Genomic DNA, 20293 nt, shown 5'->3' with positions numbered 1-20293 from the left:
TTTAATGGACGTGAATAATGAACAGTAAATTATACAAACTTGTTTTTTGTCATCGGTTGGGATGCTTGATTGCTGTGGGAGAATTTACCCGAGCCTATGGTAAATCCTGTTCAACTACCGGTCGGAAAATAATTAAAGGGAACCCTGCTAGAGTATTAAATTGTCTAGTCATTATGACTGGGTTAGCTCTTGGCACTCTCCCGTTATTAGTCTTAGCCCATCCTTCATTACCGGTTAACGGCAAAATTGTGATCGGCCAAGGTGCGCTGGATATCAATAACACCACTCTGACGGTGACACAGCAAAGCGATAAATTAGCGATAAATTGGCGTAGTTTTGATATCGCACAGGGGAGTAGTGTTATTTATAACCAGCCCGGAACCCAAAGCATCGCACTGAATCGTGTGTTAGGGCGTAATGCATCTGAAATATATGGCAGCCTCAAGGCAAACGGTCAGATATTCCTGCTTAATCCGAATGGTGTTCTGTTTGGTCGAGGGGCAGAGGTTAATGTCGGGGGATTGGTGGCCACCACTAAATCAATGTCTGATCAGGACTTTTTTAATGGGCGCTATACACTGACAAGCCCGAAACAGGAAGGTCGCGTAATTAATCAGGCCAATTTACGTGCTGCTCCGGGAGGTTATATTGCGCTAGTGGGGCAGCAGGTTAATAACCAGAATTCTGGTGCCATTAACGCCCCTAAGGGGAGGGTAATATTAGCGGGTGGGCAACGTGTCACACTTAATTTAGATCACGGACAATTGCTAGGTGTGCAAGTTCGTGGGGAGCAGGTTGCTGCCCTAATACAAAATGGTGGCCTGATTCAGGCTGACGGTGGCGTTATCCAATTGACGGTTCGTGGCAAAGATATGTTGATGAATACCGTAATTGATAATACCGGTATTTTGCAGGCTAACGGGCTGTCGGAAAAGAATGGTGTTATCCAGCTTGATGGTGGTGATGAAGGTGTTATAAGACAGCAAGGAGTGGTTAATGTTGCTCATCCACAGGGACGTGGCGGGGATGTTACCCTCCAAGGTAAAAATATTCATTTGGTTGCAGGCAGTAAAATAGATGCGCGCGGCGCTGACAGTGGCGGCCAAATATTGGTCGGTGGCGGCTGGCAGGGTAAAAATAAGCAGATAAGAAATACCCATTCAGTTGTTATGGATAAAGGTGCTGAGATTGATGCGTCCGCTACCGGCAAAGGGCATGGTGGTAGCGTGGTGCTGTGGTCGGAAAATTACACCGGTTTCTATGGTGATATTAAAACCAGAGGAGGGCCAGAGTCAGGGAGTGGCGGAAAAGTTGAAACATCCAGTAAGCGCAATTTACAAGCTTTTGGTCAGGTTGATGCTACCGCTATTGGTGGAGATCCTGGGGTATGGCTACTGGATCCGGCAGAGGTAAATATTGTTGGCAGTGGTGATGGACGTGATTCAATGCTTCAAACGGGGGATATCCCCGCTGGATATGTAACCAATGCACAGATTTTTATTCCAACAGCCAATATTGCACAAATATTAAATAGCAGTATCAATTCCCAGCTTGATAGCGGCACAAATGTGACTATTACTACCAGCAATAGTAGTTTATTGAGTTGCCGGTGGTGCAATATTACACTGCAAGCCGATATCAATAAAACGGCAGGGGCAGATGCAACTCTGACATTGCATGCTGATGGCAATATTGTCGCTAACAATAATATTACAGCCAATGCCGGAAAACTGAATCTTAATTTATTGTCGGGTAATCTAACGGTAGATTCAGTTATTACTTTAAATAACAGTGAGGTGCTATTAAATGGTGGGGATTTAGTTGCAAGACATGCAAATGAGAATAATACAGCGCGTATCAGTATAATTGGGGGGCGCTACAATGTTGGCAATCTAACATTGGAAGGTAATACGGGAGTTGCTTCACTGGTAGGGGTAAATATCAGTAATGCTGCCAATATAACAGTAGCAGGTGAAACTCGTATATCTGGTGAGAGCAGTAATTCTAATGGGCAAGGGTGGCGTAGTATTGAAATTTCCGGTAATTCAACCCTTGTCGGAAAGGGAAATATAACCTTTACTCTGATTTCTAACTCTAAGACTGCATGGATGGGATCTTTCTCGAATACAATAATTACCAGTGATAACAATATATTATTCCAAGCTAATGGTACGGCATCGGGCGGGCTGGCTTTTAATTCGAGTAAATTAACCTCATCATCAGGTAATGTCGCTATTAACTTAAATGGCACTATTATTACGGCATCAAGTCAAGGTGTTAATTTTAATAATGGCTCACTGGTCAGTGGACAACATGTTAATGTTGAAAGTCATATTACTGGTGCTGATAGTTTTTTATTGGCTAACAGCCGTATTGTCGCCACTGCGGGTGATATAAATGCTAATAGTACTACAACCAATAAGGGGATGTGGATCTCAGGAAATAGCAGTTTAAATGCCAGCGGCAATGTTGTCTTGCAGGGAGTCACAACTGGGGCACTTGCGGGAGCTGATGGTATTAAAATTAGTGGTAATTCCACTGATTATGCCAATATTACTGCGGGTGGCAATATCTCAATGAATGGGCGTCATTTAGGTAAAGAAGCTGGAATGAGCATCATTGTTGATTATGCCAAGATAGAAAGCCTAAATGGCGATTATAATTTAAATATCACTGGGACCAAAACAAGCAATATTACCAACTCAAACATTAGTGCTAATAACATTATTCTCGATGGAAATATTACTGCTAGTGATGCTTTAATATTAACCAATGTGTTTTTAGCTGCTAAATCAGGGAATATAAGCGCTAACTTAAGCTCGGTGTATAAAAGTCTGTGGTTCAAAGGTAGCAGTGGAATGACGGCAAGCCAGAATATTATTTTGCATGGTAACAGCACCAAAAGTACAACAGCCAGTACCAGTGGGGGGATTGATGCTATAAAAATGAGTGGAATTTCAGGAGATAATAGAATTAATATCATGGCGGGGAATAATATATTTATAACTGCAAATAATAATGCTACCGCAGCAGGGACTAATATTAACATTGAAAGTGTCGATATCAAAGCGAATAACGGAAGCTTTAACACCAATACAAGCGGACTTAAAAGTACATGGTTTACCAATACAAATATCACTGCAAATGATATTGAAATGACTTCAGATCCTGCTGGCTTGGGCGGAGTGGTGTTATCAGGGGCTAATGTAACCTCGACTGTTGGCGATGTTAATATTAATACAATAGCGAAAAATAAAGGGATTTGGATTAAAGCCAACTCATCATTGAATTCTAACCGAGATATTACATTGAATGGGGAGGTAAATAGTGCAGGAGAGGGGGTTGTTATTCAAGGTGTTTCAAATTCTTCCCGCAATATTATTACAGCCAAACGGAATATTACCTTAAAAGGCAATAATAGTAATGTTAGTGCTCAGGACCCATCAATTAATTTAAGTAATGTTAATCTAGAATCAGAAACTGGTGACATTGCCATTAATGGCACTGGGTTGGGAAATGTGAACTTTACTAACGTTGAGCTAAATGCTACTGCGGGTAATATGGCTGTCTATGCTGAGACAGCCGCAGCTTTAACTTCAGCGGCAAGCTCAGCATTAAGTCTGGGGGGGAATAATACCATAAAGGCGCAGAAAGGCATGGTGGTTGGTAAAGCGTTAAATACCACCCAAGGTGCGGGTATTGGTTTTAGAGCAAATAATATTTTATCCGTTGAAGGTAATATTGCTTTTCAGGGTGAAACGGAAGGTACAGGAGTTACCAGAAAAGGTATTGATTTTTATGGTGTAAATACACTTAATATCGCCAAAGGAAGCCAACTCTCTTTAGTTGGCGAAAATAAAGGTGCGCAAGATACCGCTGGTGGCAATGGTATCACCCACTCAGGGCCGGTAAATCTCGCTATTAATAATAATGGCTCTTTAATAATGGAGGGTCGTTCAACCAGTGGTTCGGGAATTAACTTCCCAAGTGGTAATAATACAGTAATATTAAAGGGTGAAGGTGACACGCTGATTAAAGGCAGCAGTACCACTGGCAGTGGCGTGGCTATTTCCGGGGTGGTAAATAACAGTACCGGCCCAGTCACAATAGAAGGTATTAGCAGTGATGGTTCTGGGGTTCACCTTTTCAGCGCTGAACATCAAATTAATAACATTAGTATTACTGGGAATTCTACCCACGCCGAGGGGCTGAGAATTAGTGGTAATGCGACAATTACGGATACCAAGCTTAATGGCAGCTCAATTAATGGCAGTGGTGTGAAGATTGATTCACTCCCCAGCTCTAATGTTGCCACCCGTACGGTATTGGATAATGCAACACTCAGTGGCATCAGCACTAATGGCAAAGGGGTAGAAATAACCAGTGAGGTGAAGGGCATTCACCACAGCACCATCAATGGAACAATTAATGGTACTGGTTATGCTCTTGATATCGCTGAAAATGTAAATGTGACGGGCACCAGTGAAACTGATTTACTTACCCTAAAAGGTGCCGCGACGACCGGGGCAGGTACGGGTATAAAACTGAATGGCAATAATGACTTAAGCAATACTAGCTTAAATGGTTCTGCTGTAGATGGTATTGCATTAGATATCGGTGGCCCACTGACCAACAGTGGTTATACAGCATTAAATGGCACAGCTTCCGGTATCGGTACTGGTGTGTATATTAACGGGGCGCTAAATAACTATGTGGTTAATGGCACTTCAGCCAGTGGCATTGGTGTGAATATTAATGGCTCGCTTATCGATAGCCGTATTTATGGAACTTCAGCTAGCGGCAATGGTGTGAAAGTCGATGGGGATACGATTCTCAATAATACCGCACTGGTGGGTAATAGCACTGACGGTAAAGGGGTGGAAATTGCAGGTAATCTGACTGGTAACCAGACCAGCCAGGTGCGGGGTGATTCAGTTAATGGCATAGCCGTGATGATTAATAATGACGTCTCTCTCATTGGTGGCGGGGCTGGCGATCCACTGGCAATCAGCGGCAATGCCAGCGGAGATAAAGGCACCGGTATACAACTGGAAGGCAATAATACCCTCGATAACACTGCGTTAGCGGGCAATTCTACCGATGGGCATGGCGTAGAGATTACTGGGCCAGTGACCAATAAGGGTAATAGCACCATTACGGGCAATGCCTCTAACAATGGTTATGGGGTGCATGTTGATGGTCCGGTCACGGGCGGTGCGATAAACGGCACTTCCGGCAATAACCACGGTGTTTTCCTCGATGATGATGCGGAACTGGCCGAGCTTGCGGTTATTGGCGCAGGTAAAGCGCTGGTGCATATAACATCACCAGAACTTATCCGTGAGAATGTCACGATTAACGGTAAATTGGTCGATAAAAACACACCTTTAAACCTTCGGGGACGTGACGACGAAAATACAAATACCACGAAAACCAGACCAGACCCTATATCAGGTGGAAAAATAACAACCGTTCCGCCACCTAGTAGAGCGCCGGAGTCGCTGTTGATTAAACGTGAACAAATTCTCAGCTCCCTTGAAGAATATCTATTAGCCCCATCTATCGTGGCCGAGTCAGAAAAAGCTATGACCGCCAATATCAGTATCTCGCTTTGTATACCGCAGGATGTTTCTCCTGGGCAGCAACTTTGTGATAAGCATCTTTTGGGGCGATGGGCGCCAGCGACTCAAACCGAGCAGTAAAAAGAGTCAATTGCCAGGGAGAGCAGGTGATGGTGGAAAAAACGATTGAAATAACACCGCGAGCCGAGGATGCCACGGTATTTTCACTGCCTTATTTTGAGTTTTTAGTCTGTACCCGTCGTTATGAGGAAGCGGGGCGCATATTAATACTCATGCTGGAACAATTAGATACCCACTATGGTCGTTGGGATGTTTTTTCACTGAATAAACCGTCAATACGGCAGCAAGAACATTATTGTAATAGGTTGGCTGCCGCCATTGGGAATCTATTCTCCGATCCCGGATTTGTGCTCTCGGAAAAAGGATTTTTGCAGTTAATCAATTTCCATCGCTGGATCGCTTTGATCTTTGCCGCCTCACCTTTTGGTCATGCCGATCATGTTATTACTAACCTCAACCAGGCTGGGGAGGGTTGTGCCCATCCTCTGCGATTTGAGCGAAATAATTTTCTTAAATTCTGTGTCATGTATTTGCCTGAATCAGCGATTCCTCTTCAGCCAGATATATTGTGGCAATTTAATCCGTATACTGCAGCGGCACTATTTTTGGCTTTATTATCACCGCGGATTTTACCCAGCGCAGTCGGGCACGCAAAACGTGAACTGCTCTTGGCGTGGTTACCAGAAAAGCTGTTAACGCTGGATAGTCTTGAACACTTACCGGAACGAATTCTGCACGATGTTTATATGCATTGCAGTTATGCCGATATGACACAAAAACATGCCATAAAGCGCAGCATTAACTTTCACCTGCGCAAGACTCTGCTGCACAATGGATTATCTGATAACCACTTGCCCGCGCCGCCACGCCATAAACCATTGATGCTGGTTATCCTTGAGTGGTTTAACAGTGGCCATTCTATTTATCGCACCCACTCCAGCACATTGCGCGCAGCGCGTGAGCATTTTTCTACCCATGGCGTCACGATTATTGAAGCAACTGATGCAATAACGCGCGAGGTATTTGACGATTTCACCGCGGTTAATCGCACCGGAGCTGTCGAGGCGATCGTGACGTTAGCTCAGCAACTGCTTCCCGATGTGATTTATTTCCCCAGTGTTGGCATGTTCCCACTGACCATCGCGCTGACCAACTTGCGTTTGGCTCCGCTACAGATAATGGCATTAGGCCATCCGGCGACGACGCACTCAGATTATATTGATGCGGTTTTGGTGGAAGAGGATTACTTGGGGAATATTGCATGTTTTTCCGAGCAGGTGGTTTCATTACCCAAAGACTGTCTGCCCTATGTCCCCCCCGCCAATATCAGTCAACCGGAACCTATATTGCATTTTGATGAGCGGCCAGCGGTGCATATTGCTGTCTGCGCATCAGCAATGAAGATCAATCCGCGCTTTCTCACTACCTGCGCTGAAATAGCTCAACGGGCGTCGACACCGGTGGTATTTCATTTTCTGGTCGGTTTTTGCTGGGGTATCACCCACCGAGTAATGGAAAAAGCGGTCAATGACTGCATAGCCCAAGCCAAAATCTATGAACATTTGGGCTATCTGGAATATTTACAGGTTATTAATCAATGTGACCTATTCATCAATCCGTTTCCTTTCGGCAATACCAATGGCATCGTAGACACAGTGCGTCAGGGGCTGCCCGGTGTGTGCCTGAGTGGGGCAGAAGTCCATGAACATATTGATGAAGGGCTGTTTCGCCGCTTGGGATTGGCTGAAGAGCTGATTGCGTATAATTTGGCTGAATATATCGCGGTGACAGTTCGGCTGATTGACGATAAAAAGTGGCGTGATAGTTTGCGTCGCCAACTACTACAGACTCAACCTGATAATGTCTTGTTTACGGGCAAGCCTGAGCAGTTTGGCGTGATTGTTCGCCGCTTGTTGGCGGATAAAAAAAGCCTCCAGTAATTGGAGGCTTGGGGGGTTAGACACTTACATCAATAAGGCAAAATATTAAGCGGCTTCAGTATGCCGTGGTTTGGCTACCGGCTTTACTGCTGGCTTGGTGGCCAGTGCATCAGCATCAAATTCATCAACATTAATAGAGCGCAGACGGCTCTCTTCTGCTTTGGTCAGTATTGCGGCCTCTTCAGCATTGATTTTACCTTCAGCCAAGGCACGTTTCGCCAACTGATCCAGCCGGGTAAATGGCAGGCTCTTACCTGCTTCTTTACTTAGGCGTTTATGAATCGGCTCAGCGGCAATCACGTCCTGCAATGCAGCTTCCAGCAAACCAACCGGGTTAAACTCGCTCGGTGTCAGATACTGACCACGGCCAATGCGGCTGCGGGTAGCTGATGGCACTTGTAGCAATTGGGCTAACTGGTGATCCAGTCGGTCCGACGGTGCTGTATGTGCACGGCCCAGTGGGAAGATGCCAAACCGCATGATGCCAGCAATAAATTTGTTCGGGAAGTTACGCAGCAAATCATCCAGCGCAATTTCTGCCTGATTCAGGGCATCTTGCACGCCCCAATGCACCAGCGGTAAATCTTCTTTCTGACGGCCTTCATCTTCATAGCGTTTCAACGTGGCAGATGCCAGATACATTTGGCTGAGAATATCCCCCAAGCGGGCAGAAATTCGTTCGCGACGTTTCAGGCTACCACCCAGTACCCCCATTGAGACATCAGACATCAATGCCAGGTTAGCACTCAGGCGATTCAGGTGCTGGTAATAGCGGCGTGTACTGTCTTTTACTGGAGTGGCGCTGGTGCGGCCATTAGTTAGCCCCAACCAGAAGCTGCGCACTTTGCTGCTGCCCACATGGCCCAAATGACCAAACAGTGCTTTATCAAATGCAGGGACATCATTGGATTGCGCAGCAGCCATTTCATCTAACACAAATGGATGGCAGCGAATAGCACCCTGACCGAAGATAATCATGCTACGCGTCAGGATGTTAGCGCCTTCCACGGTGATACCAATAGGCGCACCTTGGTAGCTGCGGGCGACAAAGTTGGTTGGGCCAAGACAGATACCTTTACCCCCGGCGATATCCATCGCATCCATTACGGCGCGCTGACCACGGTGAGTACAGTGATATTTCACAATGGCGGATAACACCGCAGGTTTCTCGCCCAGCATGATACCGCTGGTAATCAAGGTCGCCGCAGCATCCATCACATAAGCGTTACCGGCAATGCGGGCTAATGGCTCTTCAATCCCTTCCATTTTACCGATTGAGATTTTGAACTGCCGGCGAATATAGGCATAAGCACCGATACCCATCGCCACACTTTTCAGGCTACCCGTAGCGTTGGATGGCAAGGTAATGCCACGGCCAACCGACAGGCATTCCACCAGCATCCGCCAGCCCTGACCGGCCATTTTTGGCCCGCCGATAATGTAATCAATCGGCACAAAAATATCGTTGCCGCGTGTCGGGCCATTTTGGAATGGCACGTTCAGCGGAAAGTGGCGGTGACCAATTTCTACCCCTGGGGTGTTGGTTGGGATCAGCGCACAGGTAATGCCGAGATCAACGGTCTCACCCAGCAGATGCTCAGGGTCAGACAGCTTAAATGCCAGCCCGAGCACTGTGGCGATCGGCGCCAGAGTAATATAGCGTTTGTTCCAGGTCAGGCGCATGCCCAAGACCTGTTTGCCTTGCCATTCACCCATACAAACAGTACCGGTATCTGGAATTGCACCGGCATCAGAACCAGCTTCCGGGCTGGTCAGGGCGAAGCAAGGAATTTCGTCGCCACGGGCCAATCCCGGCAGATAATGATTTTTTTGCTCTTCAGTGCCGTAATGTTGCAGCAATTCACCGGGGCCGAGGGAGTTAGGTACACCCACGGTGATGGCCAATATGCCAGAGACACCAGACAGTTTTTGCAGCACCCGTGCCTGAGCATAAGCAGAGAATTCAAGGCCGCCATACTCTTTCTTAATGATCATCGCAAAGAAGCGATTCTCTTTTAGATATGCCCAGAGTTCTGGCGGCAAGTCTGCCAGCTCATGGGTAATCTGGAAGTCGTTAGCCATGCGGCAAGCTTCTTCAACCGGCCCATCAATAAAGGCCTGTTCTTCCGCGGTTAATTGCGGTTTTGGATAGTTGTGCAATTTTTTCCAGTCTGGTTGGCCCTGGAATAAATCGCCTTCCCACCAGGTGGTACCTGCATCAATCGCTTCTTTTTCGGTGCGTGACATCGCTGGCATGACTTTGCGGAACATGCGCAATGCCGGAGCAGAAAACAGAGATTGGCGCAGCGGCGTTAGTGTTAGTGGCAGCAGAACAATCACCAGCGGCAATAATGCCCAGTATGACCATAACTGTGCTGCCCCCATGGCGGCGGTATAAACCACGAGGATCAAACTACTGAGATACAGGTTCACCCGGTGATAGAACAACACACCAATAAGAACCAGCAAGGCAACAATGCTAAGAACCATCATAATGAAGCTCCTGAGATGTAGGAGGTCTGACCTGTTGAGTGATACATTTGTTGTAGTTCATCTCATTCTATTTATCAATACCATTACATGTCATTTACAACTCACCTCACAAATTGTTTGCATTAAGGGCTAAAACCGCATTGTCGAATTCATAGTGATCTCGCTAATGCATCACAGTACTTCTCGCAGTTTATGCTATCCGGTACACTGGCGCAGGAAGAACATTGATGCCATAGGACTATTAAAGAGGCTCCCATGTACCACGATTTAATCCGCAGTGAACTGAACGAAGCAGCAGACACGCTGGCCAACTTTCTCAAAGATGATGCCAATATTGATGCCATCCAGCGCGCAGCCGTATTACTGGCTGACTCTTTTAAAGCTGGCGGTAAAGTCTTGTCATGCGGCAATGGCGGCTCCCATTGTGATGCCATGCATTTTGCCGAAGAGTTAACCGGCCGCTATCGTGAAAACCGCCCAGGTTATCCGGCGATTGCTATTTCCGATGTTAGCCATCTCTCTTGTGTCAGTAATGATTTTGGTTATGACTATGTTTTCTCTCGCTATGTTGAGGCCGTAGGCCGTGAAGGGGATGTGCTGTTGGGCATTTCTACTTCAGGTAATTCAGGTAATATCATCAAGGCGATTGCAGCGGCTCGCGCCAAAGGCATGAAAGTTATCACTCTGACCGGCAAAGACGGCGGTAAAATGGCGGGCTCTGCGGATATAGAAATCCGGGTTCCTCATTTCGGTTATGCTGATCGTATTCAGGAAATTCATATCAAAGCGATTCACATCTTGATTCAGTTGATTGAAAAAGAGATGGTAAAAGCTTGAGTTAGGTCGAGTTAGTTATTGGCCGGTGGTGTATTTATTTATACCCTTCATCATTGCAAAATGAAGGGTATATTCGGGAGGCAGGTATGTGCGAATTGCTCGGGATGAGCGCAAATGTTCCTACGGATATTTGCTTTAGCTTTACCGGCCTGGTGCAACGAGGCGGGGGAACTGGGCCACATAAAGATGGCTGGGGAATTACTTTCTATGAAGGTAATGGCTGCCGCACGTTTAAAGATCCTCAACCCAGCTTTAATTCTCCCATTGCTCGGCTGGTGCAAGATTATCCGATCAAATCCTGCGCGGTGGTGTCCCATATTCGCCAGGCGAACCGCGGTGAAGTCGCATTAGAAAATACTCATCCATTTACCCGCGAAATGTGGGGGCGCAACTGGACTTATGCTCATAACGGTCAGCTTAAGGGCTACCGCCAGTTAGAGACCGGCACTTTTCGTCCCATTGGTCAGACTGATAGCGAATATGCTTTCTGCTGGCTGCTGAATCAATTGGCAAAACGCTACCCTCGCACACCAAGCAACTGGCCTGCGGTATTTCGCTATATTGGCACCTTATGTGAGCAACTGCGTGCCAAGGGGGTGTTTAATATGTTGCTGTCGGATGGGCGTTTTGTGATGGCGTTCTGTTCGACCAATTTATATTGGATAACCCGCCGTGCGCCTTTTGGCAAAGCCACGCTGTTGGATCAGGATGTTGAAATTGATTTTCAGCGCCAGACCACCCCCAAAGATGTGGTCACGGTGATTGCGACTCAGCCCCTGACAGGCAATGAAACCTGGCACAAAATTGCACCAGGCGAATTTGCATTATTCTGTTTTGGCGAGCGTATTTGATTGAAGCATTGAACTCGGTTTGGTCGAGGCATACTGCGACGCCGGCTCACTAGAAACAGGTGGGCGGCTCAATACATACTGCCCGTTTATCACAGAAACAGATGGTGGCATCCGGTTCTTGGCAAAGTAAGCATAGCCCGGCTGCAACTGACGCCAGAAGTTGTAATCTGAAGAGTTACGGTGGCGCTGCATATTTTGTTCAGTCATGCGGAATGGATAGATACTGATATCCACTTTTTCCTGCCCGAAGATAAATGCAGTTTGCACGTAGTTAAATATCTCGTCCATATAGGCATCTGTCATCGCATAACAGCCGATTGATTTGCAAGCGCCATGGATCATCAGATATTTCCCTGAATAACCTTGCGACTTATCATAATCATTTGGGAAGCCAATATTGATTGCCCGGTAAAACTTACTGTCAGGTTTTAAATGGCGCATATCAATAGTGTAAAAACCTTCTGGGCTCTTAAAATCCCCTTCACGGCGTTTCGGGCCAAGGCCACCTGAGAATTCGCAGATGCGATAGCTTTGTACCAAACGATACTCACCTTGTAATCTGGCATATAATTCCAGAGTACGTTCTTCTTTGAAAATCTGAATATAGACCGATGACCCTAGTAATTGCTGTTTTAGCTCTTTGGATACCGCCACAGGCTCACTGGCTGCGGTGGTGAAGGAGACTACAGGCAAACAAATTATCATCGCAAACATTATCACCGCAAAAAATGGCGTGATTTTGCGCATTTATTATTCCCACTTATATTTATAGATGCCACTGACTTTTCTGATTTATAGGCGCAGATTATCAGTCAGAAAATTTTTAGCAATATATGTTTTGTATAAAATAAATACAAAATCGGTAAAGATGAATTAAGAGAACGATTTTACCGAATATATACAAAATTTAGCAGTAAATTATTTGTGTTTGCTTGACGTAAGTCACTGCATTTGTCAGACAGTGAGGGATGGAAATGCTAAAATTGCCGGCGGCTGATGACCTGCTCAATTAATGGTTATTCTTTCCATTGTTGGCCTTAGTGACATTCAATATGATATCAGCATTAATTACTGGGCTTTCTCAGTCGGTATTTATGTGCCTAACTAGCTGAGTATTTAATCGTCGCTTAACAGAACCATGAAAGTATATTCTCTTTGCGTGGCTGTACTCTCTGGGCTAAGTACAGCATTTGATATAACCAATAAAGTTGTTCAACTCTATGATTAAAATAAAGAAAGGTCTAGACCTTCCTATCGCTGGAGTACCTGCACAAGTGATAGAGGATGGTCCTGCTATTCATCATGTAGCTTTGCTCGGTGAAGAGTATGTGGGCATGCGCCCCTCAATGTTGGTCCACGAAGGTGATTGGGTTAAGAAAGGCCAGCCGCTGTTTGAAGATAAAAAAAATCCGGGGGTGCTGTTCACCGCCCCTGCCAGTGGCAAGGTCAGTGCGATCAATCGTGGTGAGCGTCGGGTGCTACAATCTGTCGTGATTGAAATCGAAGGAGATGAACAAATCCCTTTCGAACATTATGCCGAAGCAGATCTCAATCAACTGAGCAATGAACAAGTCCAGCGCCACTTGCTGGCGTCCGGCTTATGGACTGCACTGCGCACTCGCCCTTTCAGCAAAACTCCGGTTCCAGGTAGCAGCCCTCGCGCTATTTTCGTCAGCGCGATGGATACCCAACCTTTGGCTGCTGACCCTCAAGTGATTATTGCGACTGAACCCGAGGCTTTCAACCAAGGCTTAACGGTATTGAGCCGCCTGACGGAAGGTAAAGTGCATGTTTGTCATGCACCTGGGCAAGTCGTGGCCAGCCATCAGAATGCGCAGGTTACTTATAATGAGTTCTCCGGCCCGCATCCAGCAGGTCTGGTGGGGACTCACATCCATTTCCTTGAGCCAGTGAGCCTGAACAAAATTGTTTGGCACGTGGGCTATCAGGATGTTATTGCCATCGGCAAATTATTTACCTGTGGTGAGCTGTGGACTGATCGTGTCGTCGCGCTGGCTGGCCCACAAGTGAATCAGCCGATGTTACTGCGCACCCGGGTCGGAGCCAGTTTATCCGAACTGACGGCTGGCCGATTGAAAGAGGGCGATAACCGCATTATTTCAGGCTCAGTGCTTAGCGGCACGGCTTTCTCAGCCACTCATGGCTATCTGGGGCGCTTCCATCAACAAGTGTCGGTTATCCGCGAAGGGCGAGAAAAAGAGCTATTCGGCTGGGTGATGCCAGGGCGCGATAAATATTCGATTACCCGCACCACACTGGGGCATTTCTTCAAACACAAATTGTTTGCTTTCTCGACCGATATGAATGGTGGGGAGCGCGCCATGGTGCCGATTGGTAACTATGAACGTGTTATGCCACTGGATATTCTGGCGACGCACCTGCTGCGTGATTTGCTATCCGGGGATACCGACAGCGCACAAGCTCTGGGGTGTCTGGAGTTGGATGAAGAAGATTTGGCTCTGTGTACATTTGTCTGCCCCGGTAAGTACGAATACGGGCCAGTATTGCGCGACATACTGACCAAGATTGAGCAGGAAGGATAACTGATGGGCCTGAAAAGTTTTCTTGAGAAAATAGAACATCACTTTGAAGCGGGTGGAAAACTAGAAAAGTATTATCCACTGTATGAAGCTGCTGCCACCATTTTCTATACGCAAGGTAAAGTGACTCCGGGTGCCTCTCATGTTCGAGATGCCATCGACCTAAAACGTATGATGATTTTGGTATGGCTGGCGGTATTCCCCGCGATGTTCTGGGGTATGTACAACGTAGGGGGACAGGCGATTCCGGCCTTGAATCAACTCTACAGTGGTGCAGAACTGCAACAGATTATTGCCGGTGACTGGCACTATCGGTTGGCACAAATCTTGGGGGCATCATTGGCACCCGATGCCGGTTGGGTCAGCAAGATGGTGCTCGGTGCTGCCTATTTCCTACCGATTTATGCCGTGGTATTCGTGGTGGGTGGTTTTTGGGAAGTGGTCTTTTCCATTGTCCGCAAACATGAAATCAACGAAGGTTTCTTTGTTACCTCGATTCTGTTTTCCCTGATTGTTCCGCCAACGTTGCCATTATGGCAAGCGGCACTGGGGATCTCTTTTGGGGTGGTGATTGGTAAAGAGATCTTTGGTGGTACCGGGCGTAACTTCCTCAACCCTGCTCTGGCGGGTCGTGCTTTCCTGTTCTTTGCTTACCCGGCTCAGATATCGGGTGACCTGGTTTGGACTGCAGCTGACGGTTTCTCTGGTGCGACGCCTTTATCGCAGTGGAGTGTTAATGGTAGCCACAGTTTGGTCAATACGATTAGCGGCCAACCCATCACTTGGATGGATGCTTTCCTCGGTAATATTCCCGGCTCTATTGGTGAAGTTTCCACGCTAATGATCCTGATTGGCGGTGCCATTATCCTCTTTGGCCGCGTGGCATCCTGGCGCATTGTTGCTGGGGTCATGATCGGCATGATGGCGACGGCCTATCTGTTTAACTGGATCGGCTCCACAACAAACCCGCTATTTGCTATGCCGTGGTACTGGCATTTAGTGCTCGGCGGTTTTGCTTTCGGCATGATCTTTATGGCGACGGACCCGGTTTCAGCTTCCTTTACCAATAAAGGGAAGTGGTGGTATGGCGGTTTGATTGGCGCGATGTGTGTCTTAATCCGCGTAGCAAATCCGGCTTATCCGGAGGGAATGATGCTGGCAATCCTATTTGCCAACCTGTTTGCGCCACTGTTCGACTATGTGGTTGTTCAGGCCAACATCAAGCGGAGGAAAGCCCGTGGCAAATGATAAACCAAGAAATAATGATAGCATCGGCAAAACACTGCTGGTGGTGATTGTGCTGTGTCTGGTGTGTTCTGTTGTGGTCGCGGGTGCGGCGGTAGGATTGAAAGCCAAACAGCAAGAGCAGCGCCTGTTGGACAAGCAACGTAATATTCTGGCAGTGGTAGGTTTGCTGCAACCAAGAATGCCCGCGGAAGAAGTCCAACGTGAGTTTGCTGAGCGCATTGAACCGCGCTTGCTGGATTTACAAAGTGGCGAGTTTATTCAACAAGATCCAGCAACATTTGACCGTACGGCAGCATTGCGTGATAACCAAATGAGTATCGCGCTGACACCTGCGCAGGATATTGCCCGTATTCGTCGCCGGGCTAATATCGTTGAAATTTATCTGGTGCGCGCTGAAAGTGGGCAGATCAATAAAATCGTGTTACCGATTTATGGCTCTGGTTTGTGGTCAATGATGTATGCCTTTGTTGCCATTGATACTGACGGTAAGACGGTTCGTGGTATCACCTATTATGATCAGGGCGAAACGCCGGGGCTAGGTGGCGAAGTTGAAAACCCGATTTGGCGTAACCAGTGGATTGGTAAGCGATTATTCGATGATCAGGGGCAGCCGGCTATCCGTGTTGTTAAAGGACGTGCGCCTGCTAACGATCCCCATGCAGTAGATGGTTTATCAGGGGCGACACTGACCTCCAACGGGGTACAAAATAGCTTTGATTTTTGGCTTGGTGAAAACGGCTTTGGCCCGTTCCTGAAAAAAGTGCGCGAAGGGGCGTTAAAAAATGGCTGATAGCAAAGAGATTAAACGGGTTTTATTCGGGCCGTTATTTGATAACAACCCGATTGCGTTACAGATCCTTGGGGTGTGTTCAGCACTGGCTGTCACCACCAAACTGGAAACGGCTTTAGTGATGACACTGGCGGTAACCTTGGTGACCGCGTTTTCCAGTTTCTTCATCTCACTGATTCGTCACCATATTCCAAACAGTGTACGAATCATTGTTCAAATGGTGATTATCGCCTCACTGGTTATTGTAGTGGACCAGATCCTACGCGCTTATGCCTATGAGATATCCAAACAGTTATCAGTATTTGTCGGCCTGATTATTACCAACTGTATTGTGATGGGGCGTGCCGAAGCTTATGCAATGAAATCCCCACCGATTGAAAGTTTCATGGATGGTATCGGCAATGGCTTAGGCTATGGCGTGGTGCTGGTACTGGTGGGCTTTGTCCGTGAACTGGTGGGCTCAGGGAAATTGTTCGGCGTGCCGGTATTGGAAACGGTTCAGAATGGCGGGTGGTATCAGCCAAACGGATTGTTCCTGCTGGCACCTAGTGCATTCTTTATCATCGGTTTGCTGATTTGGGGTCTGCGAACCCTGAAGCCTGCGCAGATTGAGAAGGAGTAATTGACGATGGAACATTACATCAGTCTGTTTGTCCGCGCAGTGTTTGTCGAGAATATGGCGTTAGCCTTCTTTCTGGGAATGTGTACTTTCCTAGCAGTCTCCAAGAAAGTAGCGACAGCCTTTGGTCTGGGCATTGCGGTAACCGTGGTATTAGGTATTTCAGTTCCTGCGAACAATCTGGTTTATAACCTGGTGTTACGCGACAACGCTTTGGTCGAAGGTGTGGACCTGAGTTTCCTGAACTTTATTACCTTTATCGGTGTTATCGCGGCCATTGTGCAGGTACTGGAAATGATCCTTGATCGATATTTCCCGGCACTCTACAACGCCCTTGGTATCTATCTGCCACTGATCACGGTGAACTGCGCCATCTTTGGCGGCGTGTCGTTTATGGTGCAACGTGACTACAATTTCCCAGAATCCATTGTTTATGGTTTTGGTTCCGGCATCGGTTGGATGCTGGCAATTGTCGCGCTGGCGGGTATTCGCGAAAAAATGAAATATGCCAATGTGCCTGCGGGCTTACAGGGGTTAGGCATCACCTTTATCACCACCGGATTAATGGCATTAGGGTTTATGTCTTTCTCCGGTGTGAACTTATAAAGGCAGGAATAATTGATGGAAATAATTCTGGGCGTAGTGATGTTCACCCTTATCGTGCTGGCATTGACGGTGATGATTTTATTCGCCAAGTCAAAGTTGGTGAATACGGGTGATATTACCATTGAAATCAATGATGACGCGGATAAAAGCTTTACCGCGCCAGCTGGGGATAAGTTGCTCAACATGCTCTCCAGCCACGGTATTTTCGTTTCTTCAGCTTGTGGCGGCGGTGGTTCTTGTGGGCAGTGCCGTGTAAAGATTAAAGAAGGTGGTGGAGATATTCTGCCGACCGAGTTGTCTCATATTTCTAAGCACGAAGCCAAAGAGGGCTGCCGGCTGGCTTGTCAGGTAAGCGTGAAGCAGAATCTGAAAATTGAGTTGCCGGAAGAAATCTTTGGAGTGAAGAAGTGGGAATGTGAAGTTATCTCTAATGATAATAAAGCCACATTTATCAAAGAATTGAAGCTGAAAATTCCTGACGGTGAAGTGGTGCCATTCCGCGCGGGTGGGTTTATTCAAATTGAAGCCGAACCGCATACAGTGAAATACGCTGATTTTGATGTGCCAGCGGAATATCGCGGTGATTGGGATAAATTCAATCTGTTCCGGTTTGAGTCAGTGGTGACCGAGCCAACCGTGCGGGCTTACTCCATGGCAAACTACCCGGAAGAGCGCGGTATTATCATGCTGAACGTGCGTATTGCCACGCCACCACCTTCAGTGCCTGATGCGCCACCTGGGATTATGTCGTCCTATATCTGGTCGCTGAAACCCGGCGATAAGGTAGTGATTTCAGGGCCATTTGGTGAGTTTTTTGCCAAAGATACCGACGCAGAAATGGTCTTTATTGGCGGTGGCGCGGGTATGGCACCTATGCGCTCGCACATCTTTGATCAGCTTAAACGGCTGCATTCAAAACGCAAAATCAGCTTCTGGTATGGCGCTCGCTCACGGCGTGAAATGTTCTATGAAGAGGATTTTGACCAGCTACAAGCTGAAAATGAGAATTTCCGTTGGCATGTTGCTCTGTCTGATCCGCAACCTGAGGATAACTGGACGGGCTATACCGGCTTCATTCATAACGTTTTATTAGAGAATTATCTTAAGAATCATCCTGCACCTGAAGATTGTGAATTCTATATGTGTGGTCCACCGATGATGAATGCGGCAGTGATCAAGATGCTGAAAGATCTTGGTGTGGAAGACGAAAATATCATGCTCGATGATTTCGGTGGCTGATGAGTCGTCACTCAAGCTTTTGCCGTGAGTGAAAATATCCGCAAAGGGCTTGGAGTTGCAGCTAATAGCGCTGTAACTCTAAGTGCCATAGGGACAAAAAAATTGAGGATATCGTGCACAGACATATAATGCATTGGATGATGGCGGCGGTAGGTTTTTTACTGCTTACAGGATGTGGTCCTGAGCAAATCAATCTCGAAGGTAAAACCATGGGCACCTCATACTCAATTAAGTATGTGAGTGACTCATCAACCCCCAGTCCTGAAAAATTACAGCAGGAAATAGACCGCGAGCTGGAGCAGGTTAATGACCAGATGTCGACTTATCGACCAAACTCCGAATTAAGTCGCTTTAACAAAAGTCAGAAAGTGGATACGCCTTTTCCTGTTTCAGTGGCTACAGCCAAAGTGGTCCGCGAGGCTATTCGTATTAACCGCCTGACAGACGGTGCCTTGGATGTGACTGTCGGGCCTTTGGTTAACTTATGGGGTTTTGGCCCTGAAGGTCGGCCAAATGTTACCCCTACCGAGGCAGAGATTGCTCAGCGCCAGGAGTGGGTTGGTATTGACAAACTGGCCGTAAAAAAGGGCGCTTTAATTAAGCATATTCCTGAGCTGTATGTCGATCTTTCTGCTATAGCTAAAGGTTATGGTGTCGATGTTATTGCTGAATATTTGGAAGCGCAAAATATTGACAATTATATGGTCGATATTGGTGGCGAAGTTCGAACTCGTGGCAACAATGGTAAAAATAAACCTTGGCGTATTGCGATAGAAAAGCCAGTGGTGGGTTCAGCGCAAAGCGCGCAACAAATTATCGAACCTGGCCGCCTGGCCGTTGCCACTTCAGGGGATTATCGTAATTACTTTGAGCAGGATGGTGTCCGTTACTCTCATACCATTGACCCTGAGACTGGTCGGCCAATCAACCATCGGTTAGTGTCAATTACCGTGTTAGATCCGAGCTGTATGACGGCGGATGGGTTATCTACCGGGCTAGGCGTACTTGGGCCTGAGCGGGGTATGGCACTGGCTAATTTATTGGGTATTCCGGTATTTATGATAGTCAAAACCGATAAAGGTTTTGAGGAACAGTATTCTGAGTCGTTCAAGCCTTATCTACATCAGCGGCCTTAGTAGGAGAGAATATGTTGACTGTTTTTATCGCGTCCTTTGTCTTTTTTCTCTTGGTCATCGTAGGGATGTCGCTGGGGTATATCGTCAAACGTAAAACCTTGCAGGGTAGTTGCGGCGGAATTGGGGCTTTGGGAATGGAGAAAGTATGTGATTGCCCAGAACCTTGTGATTCGCGCAAGAAGCGGTTGGCGAAAGAGGCTGCACGGCAGAAGGCTCTGGATCAGTATCGTATTCTATAACCATAATCTAGATTGTTTCATGGTATAGATAATGAATAATTGTTAAAGCCCCAGCCAATTATCTGTTGACTGGGGTTTTATCTTTTTTGAAC

The 20293-nt window shown here is 46.9% G+C and carries 14 protein-coding genes; 12 read left to right on the top strand and 2 right to left on the bottom strand.

Translation table 11 applies throughout. From position 1 onward, the window contains the following. Positions 1-17 precede the first annotated feature (17 nt). Together FTA96_RS13790 and FTA96_RS13785 are read left to right on the top strand one after the other, a co-directional pair. Entirely contained in the window at positions 18-5702 is a 5685-nt protein-coding gene (locus FTA96_RS13790; RefSeq protein WP_145574063.1) for a two-partner secretion domain-containing protein, read from the top strand. A gap of 29 nt (positions 5703-5731) precedes the next feature. Further along, the gene (locus FTA96_RS13785; RefSeq protein ID WP_145574061.1) at positions 5732-7582 is read left to right on the top strand and encodes a glycosyltransferase; all 1851 of its coding nucleotides are present in this window, start codon (positions 5732-5734) and stop codon (positions 7580-7582) included. A 45-nt stretch (positions 7583-7627) separates the two neighbouring features. Here the strand turns inward: FTA96_RS13785 and fadE are convergent, their stop codons facing one another. Beyond that, complete coding sequence (fadE, locus tag FTA96_RS13780) at positions 7628-10075, bottom strand: acyl-CoA dehydrogenase FadE (RefSeq protein WP_145574059.1); 2448 nt, start codon at positions 10073-10075, stop codon at positions 7628-7630. Positions 10076-10330: 255 nt separating this feature from the next. Here fadE and lpcA point away from each other — a divergent pair, with 255 nt between their 5' ends. Both lpcA and FTA96_RS13770 read left to right on the top strand, forming a co-directional pair. Further along, positions 10331-10912 carry a D-sedoheptulose 7-phosphate isomerase gene (gene lpcA, locus FTA96_RS13775; RefSeq protein WP_049617167.1) on the top strand — a complete coding sequence of 194 codons (582 nt, stop codon included), beginning with the start codon at positions 10331-10333 and terminating at the stop codon, positions 10910-10912. Between the two features lie 86 nt (positions 10913-10998). Continuing rightward, positions 10999-11763, top strand: a complete 765-nt coding sequence (locus tag FTA96_RS13770; RefSeq protein ID WP_050110071.1) for a class II glutamine amidotransferase — start codon at positions 10999-11001, stop codon at positions 11761-11763. On the opposite strand, the gene dpaA is transcribed toward FTA96_RS13770, so the two are convergent. Then, a complete protein-coding gene (gene dpaA, locus FTA96_RS13765) occupies positions 11737-12510 on the bottom strand; it encodes a peptidoglycan meso-diaminopimelic acid protein amidase (protein ID WP_050110070.1) in 774 nt (257 codons plus the stop codon). The genes FTA96_RS13770 and dpaA overlap by 27 nt on opposite strands. A gap of 473 nt (positions 12511-12983) precedes the next feature. Between dpaA and FTA96_RS13760 the strand changes: the two genes are divergently transcribed. From FTA96_RS13760 to nqrM, 8 genes are all read left to right on the top strand, one after another. Continuing rightward, positions 12984-14327 (top strand): Na(+)-translocating NADH-quinone reductase subunit A, encoded by a 1344-nt coding sequence (locus FTA96_RS13760; protein WP_145530681.1) that lies wholly within the window; start codon positions 12984-12986, stop codon positions 14325-14327. Positions 14328-14330: 3 nt separating this feature from the next. After that, positions 14331-15572: an NADH:ubiquinone reductase (Na(+)-transporting) subunit B gene (locus FTA96_RS13755; RefSeq protein ID WP_145507505.1), complete on the top strand. Its 1242-nt coding sequence runs from the start codon at positions 14331-14333 to the stop codon at positions 15570-15572. After that, positions 15562-16362 carry a Na(+)-translocating NADH-quinone reductase subunit C gene (locus tag FTA96_RS13750; RefSeq protein ID WP_050110067.1) on the top strand — a complete coding sequence of 267 codons (801 nt, stop codon included), beginning with the start codon at positions 15562-15564 and terminating at the stop codon, positions 16360-16362. The genes FTA96_RS13755 and FTA96_RS13750 overlap by 11 nt, the downstream gene beginning before the upstream one ends. Continuing rightward, positions 16355-16984: an NADH:ubiquinone reductase (Na(+)-transporting) subunit D gene (locus FTA96_RS13745; RefSeq protein WP_050110066.1), complete on the top strand. Its 630-nt coding sequence runs from the start codon at positions 16355-16357 to the stop codon at positions 16982-16984. The genes FTA96_RS13750 and FTA96_RS13745 overlap by 8 nt, the downstream gene beginning before the upstream one ends. 6 nt (positions 16985-16990) lie before the next feature. Further along, positions 16991-17587: an NADH:ubiquinone reductase (Na(+)-transporting) subunit E gene (gene nqrE, locus FTA96_RS13740; RefSeq protein WP_050110065.1), complete on the top strand. Its 597-nt coding sequence runs from the start codon at positions 16991-16993 to the stop codon at positions 17585-17587. A 15-nt stretch (positions 17588-17602) separates the two neighbouring features. Further along, positions 17603-18826: an NADH:ubiquinone reductase (Na(+)-transporting) subunit F gene (gene nqrF / locus FTA96_RS13735; RefSeq protein WP_050144880.1), complete on the top strand. Its 1224-nt coding sequence runs from the start codon at positions 17603-17605 to the stop codon at positions 18824-18826. Positions 18827-18954: 128 nt separating this feature from the next. Then, positions 18955-19962, top strand: coding sequence for an FAD:protein FMN transferase (locus tag FTA96_RS13730; RefSeq protein WP_050110063.1), 1008 nt, complete (start codon positions 18955-18957; stop codon positions 19960-19962). An 11-nt stretch (positions 19963-19973) separates the two neighbouring features. Continuing rightward, entirely contained in the window at positions 19974-20201 is a 228-nt protein-coding gene (gene nqrM, locus FTA96_RS13725) for a (Na+)-NQR maturation NqrM (protein WP_050101622.1), read from the top strand. Positions 20202-20293: the final 92 nt, after the last annotated feature.

The sequence above is a fragment of the Yersinia alsatica genome (assembly GCF_902170305.1).
In the GTDB taxonomy this organism is placed as follows: Bacteria; Pseudomonadota; Gammaproteobacteria; order Enterobacterales; family Enterobacteriaceae; genus Yersinia; species Yersinia alsatica.
The sequence above is the reverse complement of the archived record's forward strand: the minus strand, read 5'-3'. Positions and strand labels throughout refer to the sequence as shown.

Bases quoted from the DNA above. Each gene is read 5' to 3' on its own strand.
- FTA96_RS13785 (WP_145574061.1), top strand. From the start codon at position 5,732: ATGGTGGAAAAAACGATTGAAATAACACCGCGAGCCGAGGATGCCACG.
- nqrF (WP_050144880.1), top strand. From the start codon at position 17,603: ATGGAAATAATTCTGGGCGTAGTGATGTTCACCCTTATCGTGCTGGCA.
- FTA96_RS13790 (WP_145574063.1), top strand. From the start codon at position 18: ATGAACAGTAAATTATACAAACTTGTTTTTTGTCATCGGTTGGGATGC.
- fadE (WP_145574059.1), bottom strand. From the start codon at position 10,075: ATGATGGTTCTTAGCATTGTTGCCTTGCTGGTTCTTATTGGTGTGTTG.
- nqrM (WP_050101622.1), top strand. From the start codon at position 19,974: ATGTTGACTGTTTTTATCGCGTCCTTTGTCTTTTTTCTCTTGGTCATC.
- FTA96_RS13760 (WP_145530681.1), top strand. From the start codon at position 12,984: ATGATTAAAATAAAGAAAGGTCTAGACCTTCCTATCGCTGGAGTACCT.
- FTA96_RS13745 (WP_050110066.1), top strand. From the start codon at position 16,355: ATGGCTGATAGCAAAGAGATTAAACGGGTTTTATTCGGGCCGTTATTT.
- FTA96_RS13770 (WP_050110071.1), top strand. From the start codon at position 10,999: ATGTGCGAATTGCTCGGGATGAGCGCAAATGTTCCTACGGATATTTGC.
- FTA96_RS13730 (WP_050110063.1), top strand. From the start codon at position 18,955: ATGCATTGGATGATGGCGGCGGTAGGTTTTTTACTGCTTACAGGATGT.
- nqrE (WP_050110065.1), top strand. From the start codon at position 16,991: ATGGAACATTACATCAGTCTGTTTGTCCGCGCAGTGTTTGTCGAGAAT.
- dpaA (WP_050110070.1), bottom strand. From the start codon at position 12,510: ATGCGCAAAATCACGCCATTTTTTGCGGTGATAATGTTTGCGATGATA.
- FTA96_RS13755 (WP_145507505.1), top strand. From the start codon at position 14,331: ATGGGCCTGAAAAGTTTTCTTGAGAAAATAGAACATCACTTTGAAGCG.
- lpcA (WP_049617167.1), top strand. From the start codon at position 10,331: ATGTACCACGATTTAATCCGCAGTGAACTGAACGAAGCAGCAGACACG.